The sequence below is a fragment of the Streptomyces similanensis genome, from assembly GCF_039543625.1.
Classification (GTDB): Bacteria; Actinomycetota; Actinomycetes; order Streptomycetales; family Streptomycetaceae; genus Streptomyces; species Streptomyces similanensis.
The window spans coordinates 88,902-106,287 of the sequence record NZ_BAABKC010000021.1 but is presented as its reverse complement, the minus strand read 5'-3'; the positions used below and the strand labels follow the sequence as shown (position 1 = coordinate 106,287).

Here is a 17,386-nt window from a genome sequence, read left to right as displayed (position 1 = left end):
CGCCGCCGTGTGCGGGCCCCGGTCCGGGACCTGCGCGACGGGTCACCCCGTACGCAGTTTTCCCGCGCTGAACCCGGGGCCGTACGCGGCCACGAACTCGCCGATGATGGCGTCCCGTTCGCGCCGCACGTCGCGTTTGCCGCACAGCGAGTCCAGTACGGCGCTGAACTCCCCGTGCATCCGCTGCGCCACGTCATAGGGCACGTTGGTGAACGCGACCAACTGGTAGAGCGGGGTGAACAGTTCGGGGTGCAGCTCGTGCAGTCGGCGCTCCAGCGCGCGCCGGTCCAGGAACGCCAGGCTGTTGACGTGGTCCGACAGCTCCTCCAGGTTGCGCAGCGACAGTTCGGCCAGCGCGTGGCCCGCCTTCACCCGTACGTCGCTGTACTCGCCGACGGCGGCCTCCACGAGGGTCTCGTCCTCCTCGCGGCGGGCGAACCGGAACTTCTCCAGCAGCCCGGCGAGCGTGGCGGCGTCCTCGAAACTGCAGTTGATGCCCTGCCCGAAGAACGGGACGACCGTGTGCGCGGCGTCTCCGACCAGCACCGTGCGCCGGTGGTGGTACGGGGCGCAGTCGACGATCCGCAGCCGGCCCGGGCGGCGCGCGGTGAGGTCCTTGCCGACGCCGGCCATCCGGCCGAAGACGTCGGGGAACTCGGCCGCGCAGTACCGGCTGACCGCGTCGGCCGACGGCAGTCCGGCGAAGTGCGGTCGCGAGGCGTCGTCGGTCAGCGGTTTGAACAGGCTGGTGGTGAAGGTGCGGTCGCGGTTGGGCTGGGCCTGGAGGAAGTGGTCGCCGCGCGGCCACAGGTGCATGCCGGTCGGGTCGGCGTCCCCGTAGTCCATCGTGATCTCGGCGTGCCCGTGGGCGATGGTGCGCCGCCGCACCCACAGGTCGCCGGGGTGGGCGGCGGCGAGCGCGTCGCGCACCGCGCTGCCCGCGCCGTCGCAGCCGACCAGCAGGTCCGCCGTCACCCACGCGGTGGCGCCGCCGCTGTCGCGCAGCAGCGCCGCCGGGCGGCCGGTGTCCACGCCGACGCACGCGCGGCCGTAGTGGATCCGGGCGCCGGCCCGCAGGGCCTGGTCGCGCAGGGTGTCCTGGAGGACGCGGCGCGGGATGGACAGCAGGTGGTGGGTGTCGCTGGTGCCGTAGGGCTGGGTGGAGATCGCGCCGTCGCGGTGGTGGATGACGCGTTTGCCCAGCACCGCGCCTTGCAGATAGAGGCGGCGTTGCACCGAGCGGGGCAGGCAGCTCAGGCCGCGCAGGGTGAGGGTGAGGTTGAAGGAGTTCCCGGAGCCGCTGCCGGCGGACTCCGTCTCGCGTTCGTACACGTCCACGTCCACTCCCTGCCGCCGCAGCAGCAGGGCCAGGGCGCAGCCGACCGGTCCGGCGCCGATCACCGCCACCGAGCGCCTGTGCAGTTCAGCCATCGTGACCTCCCAGGGTGACCCCGTCCGGCGGCGGGACCGAGCCGTTGGCACGGAAGTACGCGAACATCTGCCGGATCCATTCCGTGTCCGCCGGCGGACACGGGCATCCGGCCTCGGCCGCGGCGCGCATGGTTCTCGTGTTGTCGAAGGTGTGGGAGCCCAGCCGCATCACGCCCTCGCGCATCAGGGGCACCAGCGGGCCGAGGCCCTGGCCCTGGGCGTCGGTCTCGACCTGCCGTTCGAGGGCGGCCAGCCACGCGGACGGGGCGGCCGGTTCCACGGCGTACCCCTGGGCGCGGATGGTGTCGAGGATGGCGGGCCAGGCGAGTCCCTGGGCGTGGTAGAGGTGCCAGTTGGCGTCGTCCGGGCCGTTCTCGGCCAGCCGGACGATCGCGTGCGCGACGTAGTCCACCGGCAGCAGATCGACGGCCGGCGCGTCGGCGATGTCGTCCGGGCAGCGGCCGAGCGAGGCGAACGCCTTCATCTGCAGCCAGAAGAAGTCGTCGTGGCGGCACGCGCCGGTGCGGCTGTGTCCGGCGATCCGGCCCACCCGGTACACGGTGACCGGCAGTCCGGCCCGCCGTGCCCCCGCCGCGAGCTGTTCGGCGACCCACTTGCTCTGGGAGTATCCGATGCCGAGCGAGGCGGGGTCGCCCGGGACGGTGTCCTCGCCGATCACCCCCGTGGTGGCGTCCGGCGGGAAGACGCCCAGGGTGGAGATCAGGCGCAGCGGTGTGCGGTGGGCGGCGCAGAAGTCGAGCAGGTGGCGCAGGCCGTCGACGTTGGTGCGTTTGACGGTGGGGTACGGGACGACGAAGTTGATGTGCGCGGCGGCGTGGTACACCTCGGCGACCTCGCCCGCGCGGGTCTCGAACGCGTCGCCGAGTCCGAGCCGGGGCCGGGCGAGGTCGCCCGGCCAGATCCCGGTGCGGTCGAGGCCGGAGGGGTCGAGGGCGAACTTCTCGAAGGCCGCCCGGAGCCGCTCGCGGCCCTGCGTCACGCTGTCGGCCCGCACCAGGCAGATCACGCGGCGTCCGGTGCGCAGGAGTTCGTCGAGCAGGTGGCTGCCGAGGAAACCGGTGGCCCCGGTGAGCAGCACCGGGCCGTCGGCGGGTGCCCGCCGCTCGCCGATGACGAGGTCGTGCAGGCGGGCCTCTGCGCGCAGGTCGGGCGGCTGGGTCGCGCCGCCGCCGGTGAGGCCGGCGGCCATGCCGCGCACGGTGGGTGTGCCGAGCAGCACCGAGAGCGGTACGTCGGCGTCCAGCCGCTCGCGGACCAGCCGGTGCAGGCGGGCGGCGAGCAGCGAGTGGCCGCCCTGTTCGAAGAAGTCGTCGTCCGGCGTCGCGGGCGCGTGCCCGAGGACGTCCCGCCACAGGGCGGCGACCGCCCGTTCGCGGTCCGTCCAGTCGGCCGGGTCGTCCGCGGCGGACTCGGTTGCGGCGGGACCGGCCGCGGCGGGGTCCGTCTCGGCGGGGTCGGCCGGCCGGGCCGCCAGGGCGCGGCGGTCGGTCTTGCCGTTCGGCGTGACCGGGAACGTGTCGAGCCGGGTGACGCTGTGCGGGACCATGTATCCGGGCAGGACGGCGGCGAGGCGGGCGCGCCAGTCGGGGGGCGGCTCCTGGCCGCCGCGCACGAAGGCGTGCAGCGCGTGGTCCTGGCCGGCCGGTACGACGACCACGGCGGCGGCCTCCACGTGCGGCAGCCCCTCCAACGCGGCCTCGATCTCGCCGGGTTCGACGCGGTAGCCGCGGATCTTGACCTGGTCGTCGGCCCGGCCGCGGTAGTGCAGGCGGCCGTCCGGGTCCAGGACCACCAGATCGCCGGTGCGGTACATGAGCTGGCCGGGGACGAAGGGGTCGGGGACCATCGCCCGGCGGGTCTTGTCGGGAAGGCCGATGTAGCCGGGCGAGACGACCGGCCCGGCGACGCACAGCTCTCCTTCGACGCCGAACGGCGCCGGCTCGTCCCCGTCCAGGAGCACCCGGGCGTCGAGTCCGGCCACCACCCGTCCGATGGACGGGATCGCGGGCCAGGCGTCGGGGTCGGCCGGCAGCGTCTCGGCGCTGACCAGGTGGGCTTCGGAGGGCCCGTAGGCGTTGATCAGCCGGGCCTCGGGGTGGCGGCGGAACATCTCCCGCAGCTCCTCGGTGATCACCAGCCGCTCCCCGGTGACGTACACCTCGCGCAGGTCGGGCAGGCGCGTCGCGGACGAGCGCAGGACGGCGGCGAGTTCGCGCAGCGCGACGTAGGGGAAGTACGCCCGCTCGACGCGCTGTTCGGCCAGCAGCGCGGCCAGCGCGGCGAAGTCGGTGCGGGCGTGCGCGGGCGGGACGATCAGCGTGCCGCCGGTGCACAGGGTGCCGAAGACCTCCAGGGAGAACACGTCGAAGGCGGGCGGCATGTACTGGAGGGTGCGCATCCGGCGGTGCTCGGACAGCACGGCCTGGTTGTGCACGAGGTTGGTCAGGGTGGGCTCGCGCAGCACCACTCCCTTGGGGCGTCCGGTGGAGCCCGAGGTGTAGACGACGTACACCTGGTCGTCGGGCGACTTCCTGAGGCCCGGTGCGGGCGCTGCCCCGCCGTCCAGGCCGGCCGGGGTGGCGGTGTGCGTCCCGTCGGGCAGCGGTACGTCCGTGAGGTCGGCGTCCGGTGCGTGCAGCAGGATCCGGGCGCCGCAGTCGGCGAGTGTGAAGGCCAGCCGTCCCGGTGGCTGGTCGGGGTCGAGGACGACGTAGCTGCCGCCGGCCCGCAGGATGCCGGTCACGGTGGTCACCAGGTCGAGGCCCGGTCGCATCAGCACGGCCACCGGCCGTCCGTCGCGCACGCCCCGGGCGGCCAGGCCGGCCGCCACCGCGTCCACCCGCCGGGCCAGTTCGGCGTAGCTGGTCACGGTGCCGTCCGCGACGACGGCGGGGTCGGCGGGCGTCGCCGTGACGGTGTCGGCGAAGAGGTCGGCCGTCACCTCGGCGCCCAGGGTGGGCGCGTCCTGGCGGCGGGCGCAGCGTGCGGCTACCTCCCGTTCCTCCTCCTGGCTCACCCAGTTCAGCCTGCGGACGTCGGTGTCCGGGCCGGCCAGCACGCCGCGGACGAGTGTCTCCAGGCGGCCGGCCAGGTGTGCGGCGAAGCGTTCGGCGGCGGGCGCGGCCGAGGTGTGTTCGACGACGAGGGCGTAGTGGCCGGGTGTCTCGTCCACCAGGACCGCCAGTTCGTACTTGGCGCCGCCGGACACGTGCTCCCACGTCCGCGCTCCCCAGGCGCGCAGGTCCAGGCTGCGGGCGGCGGCGGGCATCACCGTGAGCATCGCGTTGAAGAGGTCGCCGACGCCGTCCTTGCCGCCGTGTGCGGAACGGAGTTCGCCGACCACCACCTCCAGCGGTACGTGCCGGTGCCGCAGCGCGTCGAGCATGTCCCGCTTCACGGCGTGTAGGACGTCGCGGGCGCTCGCCCCGGCGGTCAGCCGGTGCCGCAGCACCACCGTGTTGGTCAGGTGGCCGAGGACGTCGGCGTCGCCGCCGTCGCGCACGGTGACCGGGATGCCGAGCAGGAGGTCGTCCCGCCGGGTCTGCCGGTGCAGCAGCAGGAAGGTGAGGGCGGCGAAGAACATGCTGGTGGTGACGCCCTCGGCGGCGCAGAACCGCCGTACCCGGTCGGTCAGCCGGTCGTCCAGGACGCGTTGGCGGGTGACGTGGCGCTCGGGGCCCTCGCCCGGCAGGGCGAGGGGCGGGGCGGCGGGCGCGGCCGCGAGCTTGTCCAGCCAGTGCGGCAGCGACCCGGACGCCTGCCAGCGTTCGGCCCACCGCGCGTACGCTTCGACCGCCTGGCGCCGGGGTGTGCCGGGGTGTTCCGGTCCCCGGGTGTAGGCCGTCTCCAGGCGGGTGAGGTACGGCTTCCACGACAGGCCGTCGAAGACGGTGTGGTGGATGTCGAAGACCAAGACGCTGCGGCCGCTGCGGCCCTCGTCCCGCAGCCGCAGGTGCCGGACCCGCGCGAGCGGTCCGCGGCGCAGGTCGAAGACGGTGGCCGCGATCTCGGCCACCTGCTCGGCCACCCAGGCGTCGGCGGCGTCGCCGGTGTGGTCGCGCACGTCGAGGATCGGTTCCAGCTCCTCGTGCACGAGCTGGCGCAGTTCGCCGTCCGCGTCCATGTCGAAGGTGGTGCGCAGCGAGCAGTCCTCCCGGTGGACCAGGCGCAGCGCCCGCTGGAGGCGGCCGTGGTCCAGCAGGGTGTCCAGGCGCAGCACCAGGGGCTGGCTGTAGGCGGTGGGGTCGGTGCCGTAGGTGCTGGCGAACCACAGGCCGGCCTGGGCCGGTGACGGCGGGAAGCTCTGGGCGCCGGTCGTGCGCCGGTGATCGGTGGCAGTCATCTCAGCCTCGGGCACGCTGGGTGCGTATCAGGTCGGCGACGCCGCGCGGGGTGCCGGCGTCGAAGATCTCGTCGGGCGCCAGGGCGACGCCCGCCACGTCGTCCAGCCGGGCGCCCAGGTCGATCAGGTGCAGGGAGGTGACGCCGTTCTCGATCAGGCCGTCGTCCGGGCCGATCGGGTCCTGTCCGGTCACCTCCGCCAGGGTGGAGCGGACGGTCTCGGCCAGCCGGTCCGCGGTGCCGCCGTCGGGCGTCGCGGCGCGCGGGCGGGCGGTGAGCCGGGCGGCGAGTTCCGTGCGGTCGATCTTGCCGTTCGCGTTCAGCGGGAAGGCGTCGAGGACGCGCACCGTGGCGGGGACCAGGTGGTCGGGCAGGTGGCGGCGCAGATGGTCGAGGAGGGCGGACTCGGCGAGTTCACGCCCGGGTGCGGGCACGCACCACAGGGCGAGCCGGTCGGCCGCGCCGTCGCTCGGCGCTGCCTGCGCCACCGCGCGTTCGACGTCCGGGTGGCTCTCGGCGGTCAGTTCGACCTGCCGTGGTTCGACGCGGAAGCCCCGTACCTTCAGCATCTGGTCGGTGCGGCCGGCGAGTACGATCTCCCCGTCCTCGGTCCGCCTGGCCAGGTCCCCGGTGCGCAGCAGGCGTCCGCCGCGGTGCGGGACGAACTTGCGGTCGGTGAGGTCCGGGTCGTCCAGGTAGCCGAGGGCCACGCCGTCGCCGCCGACGCACAGTTCGCCGATCTCGCCGGGCGGGCACTCCTCGAACCGGTCGTCGCGGACCGTCATCTCCACGCCCGGCATGGGCCGTCCGACCGGTACGGCGGCCCCGGACAGATCGGCGGCGGTGACCTTGTGGACGGCGGTGAGCGCGGAGTTCTCGGTGCAGCCGAAGGCGTTGAACAGGTCGCCGCCGACGACGGCGAGGGCGCGTTCGAGGTGTGCGGCGGAGGGGAAGTCGCCGCTGACGATGACCGAACGCGTCTGCGCGAGCGTGTCCGGGTGGTGTTCGACCAGGAGGTTGAACAGGCCGACGGGCAGGTTGAGCACGGTGGTGCGTTCGCGTGCGATGAGCGCCGCCAGTTCGCCGAGCTGCGGCAGTTCCTGCGGGGCGAGGGAGAGCCGGCCGCCGCGCAGCAGGCACGTCCAGATGTCGGTGGTGGACGCGGCGAACGAGGGCTGCGCGAGTTGCAGGAAGCGGTCCTGCGGGCCGGGGGTGAACCCGGTCAGGCCCCGGGAGACGCGGGCGATGCCGCGATGGGCGATCACGACTCCCTTGGGCTCGCCGGTCGAGCCCGAGGTGAACAGGATGAACGCCGGTGACTCGGGCGTCACTTCGGCGTCCACCGCTTCGGCGGGCAGCGGCGCGGCCTCGGCCAGCAGGTCGCCGGCCGGCAGTTGCCGGGCCGCCGCCGGGAGGCCGGGGGCGGCGTCGGAGTCGGTCACCGTGAGGGCCGGGGCGGCCAGCCGGTGCATCCGCGCCGTGTAGTGGGCGGGGTGGCCCGGGTTGAACGGGACCACCACGCAGCCGGCCTTCAGCGCGCCCAGGAAGACCTGGTAGAGGGCGGGGCCGCGATCCAGGCGTACGGCGACCCGCTGTCCGGGCCGCAGCCCGCGCTCGCGCAGGGCGCGGGCGATCCGGTCGGTGGCGGCGTCCAGTTCGGCGTAGGTGAGGGTCGTCGCACCGTCGCGCAGCGCCTCGCGCGCCGCGTGCTGCCGCGCCGTCCGGGTGAACGCCTGCGGGATCGTCTCGACGGTGGTCTGGGGCGCGACGGCCGGACCGGCCGCCGTGGCGGTACTGCGTCGTGTCATCACGCGGATGTCACCGTCCCTTCTCGTCTCGGGTCGTTCGGTCCCGATGGGGTCGTGTGCGCTCAGTTCTGGTGGGCCGCCACCAGGCCGAGGTGGGCCAGGGTGGTCCGGCCGAACGGGGTGGCCGGGTCCGCCAGGTCCAGCGGCAGGTCGAAGTGGTCGCGGTCGGGCACCACCTGGGCGGTGACCGGGACCGCGTGCGCGGCCAGGTGGGCGGCGTAGTCCTCCTGCTGGCGCAGGTACGTCCGTGTCTCGTGCCGGCCGGCGGCCAGCAGGACGGCGTCGCAGCGCGGTGCGGACATCCGTACCGGGCTGTGCTCGCGGGCGAGTCGGTCGGTCAGGCCGAGGGCGTCGTTGACGTAGGTGTGCGGGATCTCGCCGAGGTCGTACAGACCGCTGAGCAGGCACGCGGTACGGACCCGGGGGGCGGAGCCGTCGGCGAGCGCTGCGGCGAGCAGGTGAGCGCCCGCGCTGCTGCCCGCCACGTGCAGACGCTCCGGGTCGATGCCGAACCGGGACCCGCTGCCGGCGAGCCACCGCAGGGCCCGGCGCACCGAGGCGATCATGTCGGGCAGGGTGCGGTCCGGGGCGAGGCCGTAGCCCACGGCCACGAACGCGTACCCGTGCGCCACCGCGTTCTCGGCCGCGAAGCAGGCGTCGTCGATGCCGGACTCCTGCCAGTGGCCGCCGTGCACGAAGACCAGCGCGGGAGCGCCGGACCCGGTGGGCGCGGTGGGTGTGTCCTGGGCGGCGGGCGGGTGCGGCGGGGCGGCCGGGAACACGTGGCAGCGCTCGCCGCGCTCGGCGCCGTACGGGACGGCCGGGTGCGCGGTGAGCCGGGCGCGGGCCCGGTCGCCGCGCGTGCGGTAGCGCCGCAGCGTCCCGGCCGGATCGCGGGCGACGGTGCTCGGCGCGTACTCGTCGTCCAGCGGGCCCCGCTCACGCATCGGGCTTGCGCCCCTCGATGACGCCGTGCGGGGTCCAGCCGTCGCTGCGCACCCGGGTGATGTCGGCGAATCCCGCGGCGGTGAGCCAGTCCTCGTGCTCGCTCCACCGGTAGATCGTCGACTCCTCGGCGGGGAGGGTGGCGAAGTAGACGTTGTCCAGGGCGGTGTAGAGCGGCCCGCATCCGTCGTCGTCGGCGAACGCGTTGAACACCGCCACCCGGCCGCCCGGCCGCAGCGCCTCGTGGGCCCGCTTGAGCAGGGCGCGGTTCTGCTCCGGCGACCAGATCACGAACTGGTGGGCGAACAGCACCAGATCGAACCCGTCGGGCAGCGGATCGCCGAACATGTCACCGGCGACCACGCTGATCCGGTCCTCCAGACCGGCGGCGGCGACGTTGTCCCGGGCCACCTCGGTGGCGCCTTCGAGGTCGAACACCGTGATCCTCAGGTGCGGGTGGGCGCGCGCCAGGGCGATGGCGTTGACGGCGTCGCCGCCGCCGACGTCCAGCAGATCGCGTACGCCCGCGTAGTCCACCTGGTGCAGGAGCACCGGATTGGACAGCTCGGACCAGGAGTTCATCCCCCGGAAGAACAGGTTCTCCAGGTCCAGGGCCTGTTCCAGCCGCGAGTACAGGTCGCCGCCCGAGCCGGGCAGGTGTTTGAGCCCTTCGTTCTTGCCGGTGCGCAGCGATTCCGCGTACTCCATGGCCGGCAGGTACGACAGCCGGTGCTGGAAGTCGATGATGTTGCGGATCAGCGGCCACACGCCGCCGTCGATCGCGTCGCGCAGCATCGGGCTGGGCGCGTACCGCCCCTCCTCGTGCTCGGTCAGACCGAGGGAGGTGGTGCCGAGCAGCAGTTTGCGCGCCGACTTGGGCGGCAGCCGCAGCCCCGCCGCGACCTGGTCGCAGGTGGAGGGGCCGTTGAGGGTGAGGTACTCGAAGAGTTGCAGTTCCGAGGCGGCTCGCAGCTGCTGGAAGGCGGCGAACCCGAAGAGCACCGGAACGAGCGGCCCCAGGTCGACCGGCTTCCCGTCGGCCGGATTGACCACGACCGGATGCGGGTCGGTCGGCAGCCCCGTGCGGGGGTTCTTCATCACTTTCCTCCGTGGGTCGGTTCCCGCCCCGGGTCTCGGGGGCGGGTCGGAATGTCCGCGGTTCCGGGTCTCAGAGACGGGTGCGGAAGGTCCACAGCTCCGGGAAGAAACGGTGTTCGTTGATGGTGCGCAGCCAGGCGGCGCCGTCGCTGCCGCCGGTTCCGCTCTTGCCGCCGAGCATCCGCTCGACGACCAGCAGATGGGTGGCCCGCCAGTGGGAGAACTGGTAGGCGACCTCGGTCAGGCACTCGGCCAGGCGGTGCGCGTCGCGGTGCCGGTCCGGGTGCCGGTAGATCTCCAGCCACACGTCCTCGACGCGGGGGTCCTCCTCGTGCTGCTGCTCGGGCGGCCTGTTCACGAAGTCGGCCGGGACCTCGAACCCGCGCCGCGCCAGGTGCCGCAGCGCCGCGTCGTAGACCGACGGCCTGGCCAGCTCCGCCAGCACCGTCGGGTGCCCCTGCCGGAACGCCTCCTCCACCTGCCCGGAGGGCCGGTTGCCCATGATGAACTCCAGGGCGCGGTAGGCGAAGGACTGCACGCCCGAGGCGTCGCCCAGGACGTGCCGGAACGCCGCGAACTCGTCGGCCGACATGCCGTTCATCGACTCCCAGCAGGCGACCAGCACCCGCTGGGTGCGCACCGCCCGCGACAGCGCCAGGCAGGCGGCCGCCGCGTCGTCGTCCTCCAGCGCGTGCCGGGCCGTGTCCAGGTCGTCGGTGACCGCCCGGAACAGCAGTTCCTTGACGTGGCTGAGCAGGATGAAGTTCAGTTCGCCCCGGGCCTCGCTGCGCGGGTGCTGCAACTCGTGCAACTCGTCCATGCGGGCGTAGGAGACGTACTCGGGAGCCCGGTTCATCGCACTCCTTTCACGGCAGGGCGCGGTGCAGTTCGCGCACCGCGCGCCACACCTGCTCATGGGTCACATACAGCGGGGCGAACGCGAACCGGACCAGGTCCGGCGGCCGGGCGTCGACGAGCACGCCGGCGCCGGCCAGGGCCTGTTCGAGCCCTTCGGCGTCGGGGACGCGCAGGGCGAGGTGTCCGCCGCGCAGGTCCGGGTCGCGGGGCGAGGCGAGCCGCCGCGGCAGATCGGGGCGGCCCTCGCCCAGGCAGGTCAGGAAGAACTCCCCGAGGTCGCGGCCGCGTCGGTGCAGCTCTCGGATGCCGGTGTCCACCAGGGGGTCCAGGGCATGGTCCAGCGCGGCGAGGCTGAGCAGCGGCGGGGTGCCGGTACGGCCGCGGTCCACGCCCTCGGCCGGTTCGAACTCCGGCGCCATGGCGAACGGCCGCGCGTGGCCGTGCCAGCCCGCCAGCGGGAAGTCCACGTCCGGCTGGAGGTCGGAGCGGACGTAGAGGAAGGCCGGCGCTCCGGGGCCGCCGCCGAGGTACTTGTAGCCGCAGCCGACCGCCAGGTCCACCGCGCAGGCGTCCAGTTCGACCGGCAGGACGCCGGCGGCGTGGCTGAGGTCCCACACGGACACGGCGCCGGCGGTATGGCACAGCGCGGTGGTCGGCCCGATCGCGCGCCGCTCCCCGGTGCGGAAGTCCACCGGCGCGGTGAGCGCGGCCGCCGTCTGCCGCCCGTGCGTGGCGAGATACGCGTCGAAACCCGCCCGCGGTTCCACGACGAGCCGGCGGTCCAGGAGCCGCGCCACCGAGTCCGCGATGTACAGATCGGTGGGGAAGGCGCCGGCCTCGACGAGCAGGACGGGGCGGTCCGCGCGCAGCCGGCAGGCGGCGACCAGGGCGTTGAACAGGGTCGTGGACGTCGTCTCGCCGGCGACCACCACCTGGCCCGGACCGGCGCCGAGCAGCGGGGCCAGCTTGTCGCCGACGGTGCGGGGCAGGTCGAGCCAGCCGTCCTGGAACCAGGCCCGCACCTGCCGGGGCGCCCACTGTCCGGACACCACGCCGCCGAGTGCGGACGTGAGGCTCTCCCTGGGCGGTCCGAGGGAGTTGCCGTTGAGGTGGACGGCGCCGCCGGTGGCGTACCGGGAGGCGTACGCGGTCAGCGGATCGCGCTCGTCGCGGCGCCGTGCCTCGTCGCGCAGCGCCGGGAGGCCGGTCCGGGTCGCGGTCGCCGGGGCCGCCGGGGACGCCGACTGACGGGTAGTCATGACGCACCCGCTTTCCTGGACGCGCCAGCTTCCCGGTCGCCCGTCCCGCCGGTCCACACCCGTCCGGTGACCGTCATGCTCACCGCGCCGTCGCGGACGGAGCCGGTGCAGTGGAAGACCGACTCGGTGCGTCGAGCGGTGACTTGACGTACCGTCACCGGTTGCCGCACGTCGGTGGCCGGGCCCAGTGCCGTGGCGCCGAGCGCGGCGGCCGCAGGCAGGCAGCCGGCGTCCTCGGGGATGCCGAAGCCCGGCGCGAACACCCGTGCCAGCACCTCGGCGCGGACCGGGTCCCACCGGTAGAGGATGAGGTCGGTGAGGTTCCGTTCCCGCATGCGCCCGGGATCGGGTGCGGGCAGTGTGCGGGGGTCCTCGGTGACGGGCAGCAGGGTGAAGGCGCGGCCGACGCCCCCGGCGTACGGGGTGCCGGTGTACGGGCCGAACAGCGCGGCGTCGTAGGGGACTTCCTCGTGCACGAGGGGGCCGGCGAACGGCACCCGGACCTCGCGGCCGTCGGTCCACAGCGGCTGGGTGCCGCTCTCGGCCGTCCGGCTGACCTCCCCCGCCGGCAGACAGCCCGCGCCGACCAGGTACGCGGCCGTGCCCGCCAGGGAGTGGGTGGCGAACGGCGTCTCGCCGGCCGCGTTGAAGATCCGCGACGCGAAGGTCCGTTCCGCGCTGCGGCACTCGACCACCAGGGCGCTCTCGTCGGCGGGCGTGCGGCGCGCGTGCGCCGCGGCCTCCTCGGCCGCCGTCGCCTCCCCCGCGCCGTCCACACCGTGCGGGCCGTGCGGGTCTTCCGGGACGAGCACGTCCAGGGTGCTCCCCCGGCCCGGCGCCACACCGAACATGTCCACCGTCGTCACGCGCACGGTCCACCCGCCAGGTGCTCGGCGGCGAAGTCGAAGAGGACCTGTTCGTCGCCCTGGTAGGGCTGGTCGGGGCGCGGCCAGTGCACGACGAGGTCGGTGAAGCCGGCCGCCTCCAGCTCGCCCGCCGCGTCCTCGTAGGCGGACAGCGAGGCGGTGATGCCGCCGACCGCCGCGTCGGCCACCAGCAGCCGGCGCAGCGTGGCCGGGTCGCGCCCGGCCCGCTCGCAGGCCGCGTCCACACCGCGCAGTTGCTCGCGCAGCCCCGGCAGGGCCTCGCGCAGCGACCGGGTGCGGAAGTCGTTGGGCGGTCCGGAGGTGATCCAGTACTGCCCGAAGCGGGCGGTCAGGGCCATGCCCCGCGGTCCGGCGGCGGCCACCGCGAAGGGCGGGCGCGGCCCGTACCCGGCCCTCGGGTGGAAGGTCACGCCGTGCGCCGCGTACCAGGGTGTGGTCCGGTCCACGTCGCCGTCGACCAGCACCGCGTCGAGCAGTTCCACGAACGCGGCGAAGCGGTCGGCGCGTTCGCCGGGGCCGAGCGCCGGGCCGCCGAGGACCCCGCCGTCGTGGCCGGGGGCGCCGGAGCCCAGGCCGCAGATCAGACGGCCCTCGGCGATGTCGTCGACGGAGGCCAGGTCCTTGGCCAGCACCACGGGGTGGCGGAAGTTGGGGGTGGCCACGAGCATGCCGAGGCCGATGCGGTCGGTCACGACGGCCGCGGCGGTGAGGGTGGGGACCGAGCCGTACCAGCGGCGGTCGGCGAACCAGCGCCACATCAGGTGGTCGTAGGTCCAGGCGTGGTGGTAGCCGAGCTGTTCCGCGGTCCGCCACCGCTCGGCCGCGGCCTTCCACTCGTGTTCGGGCAGCAGGACGACACCGTGCCTCATGAGCGCACTTCCTCCAGGCGCAGGTGCGCCATCAGCCGCGTCGCCCGGTCCAGCACCCGCAGCACTCCGGTGAGCAGCGGCTCCATCACTCCGGCCGACTGCCAGGTGACGACCGGGTGATGGCGTCCGTCGACGTCGGGGTAGAGCCCGTTGTGCGCGAGGTCGGTCGCGACCTCGGCGACACGTGTGTCCAGCTGGGCGACGAGTTCGGTATGGCCGACGGGGCGGCGGACGGTGAGGAAGAAGTTGTCGTACAGGTCTTCCTTCTCGCGCGACACGCTCACTCCCGGCGCGCCGGCGGACTGCTGGAGCAGGGACCGTCCGTCGGGCACGAGGTGATTGGCTATGTGGTCGTGGGTCACGCCGTTGCGGGCGATCGCCTCGTCCAGGGCCTCGCACGAGCGGCCGCCCTGCCAGGGGAACCGGCCGCGGAAGATCCGGCGCACCGGCCGGTAGTCCGGCGCCCAGGCGCCGCTGAACGACGGGTGCTGGAGCGCCATCCGCGCCCGGGTGTGGGCGTGGTAGTGGGCCCGCGGGACGGTGGCCGAGTAGAGCAGCATCGCGCTGTACCCGTCGATGCAGGTGGCCAGCGCGTCGAGCTCGCGGTCGCCGGGCGGGTCGTCGGGGTGGCGCCACAGGATGTCGCCCATGGCCCGCCAGAGCACGAAGGAGATCTGGTGGCCGGCGATCCAGCGGTACCAGAACAGCCGCTGCGCGTCGACGGGCCGCGCGCCGAGCAGGTCGTACTCCGGCAGTTCCCGCTCGGCGGTCCCGGCGGTGTGCGGCGGCTCGGCGGGCCTCTGGTACGGGTGGCCGACCTGCGGCATGAACAGCAGTTGCGGCTGCATCAGCGGCGGGTGCCCCGCGCTGGGTACGGCGTCAGGTCCTCGGCGGTTGCTCACGATCCCGCTCCTGGAAAGTAGATGAACTCGAGTTCGAGACCGTTGGGGTCCAGGACGTAGAGGCTCTGCATGCCGTCGTCGTCGGTCACGATGTCCGACGGCGGTTCGTCCCTGGCCCACCGCAGGTCGGTCCGCTCGCGGGCGCGCAGCCATCGCTCGCGCAGCCGCACGAGGTCTTCCGGCCGGTCCACGGTGATCCCGATGTGCTGGTACTGGTAGCCGAGCGGGTCCGGGCCGCCCCGGCTGTGCTCCGCCCGGTCGAAGATGTGGAAGCGCGCGTGCCCCTTCCGTACCTCGACCAGCTTCCGGATGCCGGGAAGCCGTGCGTGAGTGAGGGGGGAGAAGGTGTCGAGCGACCACTCCACCGTGGCTCCGAGGAATTCCTCGTACCAGCTGATCGTGGCGTCCACGTCGTCCGTCTGGACGGCGACGTGGTGGAATCCCGGCGCGATGTCAAGCCCGTTCATCAAAAGCCTCTCCGTCGCGGATGTGCTCGGCTCGTTCCGTGTCTTCGCGGAGTGGAAGCAATCGATTCCATGTTCGGCGCGGGACGGCGTCGGCGGCAATCAGAGCCCCTACAAAGAAGCCTTAAATCGCTTTCAAGTGACTTTTTAGACGACCTTTCAGCCGGTCGCGCGGTCGGCCGGTCGGGACCGACGAGGGCCGGAGCGGCCCGGTGGGGCCTGTGGGGGCCGGTGAGGGCCTGTGGGGGCCTGCGTGGGGGCCTGTGGGGGCCGTCCGCAGGGCGGTACGTCGGCGCCCCGCGCGTACGGTGAACCGGTCGGCGCCCGGCCGGTATTCCCGTGGAGTTCGCCTCCGCGCGGTCCGCAGGGTCTCTTTCTTTCACACGGGAAGGGCCCGTATGCGATACGGGCCGAATATGGCGTGAACGCGGCCGTGGCGGAAAATGTTTTCCGCCACGGCCGCGCATTGTTCATCCCCCTCGTCCGCCTGTTTCACCTCAGGCTCTGACCGCTTTCCCGTCGCGCTCGGGCGCCGGCTCCTCCTCGGACCGCGCCCGGAGATCGGGCAGCAGGGTGGCCAGCGCGCACACCGCCATCACCGCCCCGATCCACAGCGGCGCCGCGAGGCCGAGTCCGGCGCTGATCCCCATGCCGCCGAGCCAGGGGCCGAGCATCACGCCGATGTTGATGGCGGACCCGTTGACCGTGTTGACCAGCGCGCCCTCGTTGGACACCGACATCACCCGGGCGGCCAGCGCCGGGTTGAGCGGCAGGCCGATCAGGCCGAGCAGCACGGTGCAGACGACCACCGGCGCCTGGTGCGCGACACTCAGCGCGAAGGCGGCGAGGACGAGGGTGACCGCGGCCAGGCCGCCGAAGAGGATCGGGCGCGTCCGGCGGTCCGCGAACCGGCCGACGACGGTGTTGCCCACCACCGTGGCCGCCCCGTACACCGCGAACAGCACCGGCACGGTCGAGGGGGTGAAGTGGGCGGCGTCGGTGAGGATCAGGGAGAGGTAGGTGAAGGCGGCGACGACCGCGCCGATGGCGAGCGCACTGGTCGAGTACGCGCCCCACAGACGCCAGTTGCGGAAGTCCCGCAGCTCTGTTCGCAGATCGAGGGTGTCGGGGTCGCCGCCGGCCGGCACCTTCAGCGCGACCGCCGCGACGCACCCGAGCGCCAGCAGGTCGACCGCCCAGAAGCTGGCCCGCCAGTCCAGGCGCTGTTCGATGAAGGTGGCCGCCGGCAGCCCGACGACCTGGGCGACCATGATGCCGCCGTACAGGGCCGACATCGCGCGGCCGCGCCGCTCGGCGCCGACGAGGCGGATGCACACGGCGGCGCTCACCCCGAAGAACGCCGAGGCGGCCAGCGCGGTCAGCACCCGGGCGACCACGAGCACCCAGTAGGCGGAGGCGAGGGCCCCGATCGTCTGCCCGACGACGAAGACCGCCAGCAGCCACAGCAGCGCCCGCTTCTGCGCCGTCCGGGACAGGCCGATGGTCAGCAGGGGGCCGCCGACGACCATGCCGACGGCGTAGACGGACACGAGGTAGCCGACGGCGGCGACGGAGACGCCGAGGTCGCCCGCGATGCCCTGGAGCAGTCCGGCGACCATGATCTCGGTCGTGTTGAGGCAGCAGACGGCCACCGCCAGCACGTACACAGCGAAAGGCATGCCTCTCCCCCCGGGGGAAGTCGGGCGGCGCTCACGCGCCGGCGGGCCGGGAGAAGGAACTCCACCTGATGCCGAGGGGGTCGGTGAACTGTCCGATGACCAGTCCGTCGGCGTCGGCGAACGGGCCGGTCACCCGTCGGCCGCCGCCCGCCTCGCACCGCTCCAGCAGGTCAGGGACGTCGTCCACGAGCAGGCCGGGGATCGCGTAGTCGGCCGCCTCGGGCGTGTCGGACAGGTCGAGCACTCCCCCGATGGGCTCGCGCGCGCCGGGGGGCAGGAAGCCGTAGTACTCCACTCCCACGGCCGCCTCGTCGCGCTGCTGCCTCCAGCCGAAGGCCCGCTCGTAGAACGTCCGGGTCGCCGCCGGGTCGTTCGTCCCGATCTCGAACCACGCCGTGGCGTTCGGAGCCGGCGGTTCCGGCTCGTACCGGCTGCCGGGTTCGAACAGCCCGAGCCGGTTGCCGCGCACGTCGGTGACGACCGCGTGCAGGTCACCCGCGGGGGTGCGGGCGGGCGGTTCGACGAGGGTGGCGCCCAGCGCCCGCAGCGGCGCGATCGCGGCCGTCACGTTGTCGCACACGACGCCCAGGGACACGGTGTCCCGCTCGCCCCGGCGCAGCGCGCCCATGGCGGACGCGGCGGCGGGCGCGGTGATCGTGCTGTAGGCGTCGTCGTCGGCCAGGGCGGTGAACTTCCAGTCCAGGAGGGTGCGGTAGAACTCCTGGCTGCGGGCCGGGTCGGTGGTGGTGATCTCGAACCAGCCCACGGTCGCCGGACGGATGTCGGGTGTGCTCATGGTTGTTCCCTCCCGGTGCGTCGGCACG

13 protein-coding genes are annotated in these 17,386 nt (G+C 73.7%); all 13 read right to left on the bottom strand.

What is annotated here, in order from left to right:
• Positions 1-42 precede the first annotated feature (42 nt).
• Positions 43-1,431, bottom strand: a complete 1,389-nt coding sequence (locus ABEB07_RS08635) for an FAD-dependent oxidoreductase (protein WP_176146991.1) — start codon at positions 1,429-1,431, stop codon at positions 43-45.
• Positions 1,424-5,794, bottom strand: a complete 4,371-nt coding sequence (locus ABEB07_RS08630; protein ID WP_345667715.1) for an amino acid adenylation domain-containing protein — start codon at positions 5,792-5,794, stop codon at positions 1,424-1,426. The genes ABEB07_RS08635 and ABEB07_RS08630 overlap by 8 nt, the downstream gene beginning before the upstream one ends.
• Position 5,795: 1 nt before the next feature.
• Entirely contained in the window at positions 5,796-7,601 is a 1,806-nt protein-coding gene (locus ABEB07_RS08625) for a non-ribosomal peptide synthetase (RefSeq protein WP_345667714.1), read from the bottom strand.
• Between the two features lie 62 nt (positions 7,602-7,663).
• On the bottom strand, positions 7,664-8,548 hold the full coding sequence (locus ABEB07_RS08620; protein WP_345667713.1) for an alpha/beta hydrolase: 885 nt from the start codon (positions 8,546-8,548) through the stop codon (positions 7,664-7,666).
• Positions 8,541-9,644, bottom strand: coding sequence for a methyltransferase (locus ABEB07_RS08615; RefSeq protein WP_176146995.1), 1,104 nt, complete (start codon positions 9,642-9,644; stop codon positions 8,541-8,543). The genes ABEB07_RS08620 and ABEB07_RS08615 overlap by 8 nt, the downstream gene beginning before the upstream one ends.
• A 70-nt stretch (positions 9,645-9,714) precedes the next feature.
• Positions 9,715-10,500 carry a tryptophan 2,3-dioxygenase gene (locus tag ABEB07_RS08610; RefSeq protein ID WP_345667712.1) on the bottom strand — a complete coding sequence of 262 codons (786 nt, stop codon included), beginning with the start codon at positions 10,498-10,500 and terminating at the stop codon, positions 9,715-9,717.
• A 10-nt stretch (positions 10,501-10,510) separates the two neighbouring features.
• Entirely contained in the window at positions 10,511-11,761 is a 1,251-nt protein-coding gene (locus tag ABEB07_RS08605; protein ID WP_345667710.1) for an aminotransferase class V-fold PLP-dependent enzyme, read from the bottom strand.
• Positions 11,758-12,627 (bottom strand): hypothetical protein, encoded by an 870-nt coding sequence (locus ABEB07_RS08600; protein WP_345667709.1) that lies wholly within the window; start codon positions 12,625-12,627, stop codon positions 11,758-11,760. Before ABEB07_RS08600 ends, ABEB07_RS08605 begins: the two co-directional genes overlap by 4 nt.
• Positions 12,624-13,517 (bottom strand): LLM class flavin-dependent oxidoreductase, encoded by an 894-nt coding sequence (locus tag ABEB07_RS08595; RefSeq protein ID WP_345667708.1) that lies wholly within the window; start codon positions 13,515-13,517, stop codon positions 12,624-12,626. The genes ABEB07_RS08600 and ABEB07_RS08595 overlap by 4 nt, the downstream gene beginning before the upstream one ends.
• Positions 13,514-14,419 carry a hypothetical protein gene (locus ABEB07_RS08590; protein WP_217711049.1) on the bottom strand — a complete coding sequence of 302 codons (906 nt, stop codon included), beginning with the start codon at positions 14,417-14,419 and terminating at the stop codon, positions 13,514-13,516. Before ABEB07_RS08590 ends, ABEB07_RS08595 begins: the two co-directional genes overlap by 4 nt.
• Complete coding sequence (locus ABEB07_RS08585) at positions 14,416-14,886, bottom strand: VOC family protein (protein WP_164587837.1); 471 nt, start codon at positions 14,884-14,886, stop codon at positions 14,416-14,418. Before ABEB07_RS08585 ends, ABEB07_RS08590 begins: the two co-directional genes overlap by 4 nt.
• Before the next feature lie 494 nt (positions 14,887-15,380).
• Positions 15,381-16,562 (bottom strand): MFS transporter, encoded by a 1,182-nt coding sequence (locus ABEB07_RS08580; protein WP_345667707.1) that lies wholly within the window; start codon positions 16,560-16,562, stop codon positions 15,381-15,383.
• A 31-nt stretch (positions 16,563-16,593) separates the two neighbouring features.
• Positions 16,594-17,358 (bottom strand): VOC family protein, encoded by a 765-nt coding sequence (locus ABEB07_RS08575; RefSeq protein WP_345667706.1) that lies wholly within the window; start codon positions 17,356-17,358, stop codon positions 16,594-16,596.
• Positions 17,359-17,386 lie beyond the last annotated feature (28 nt).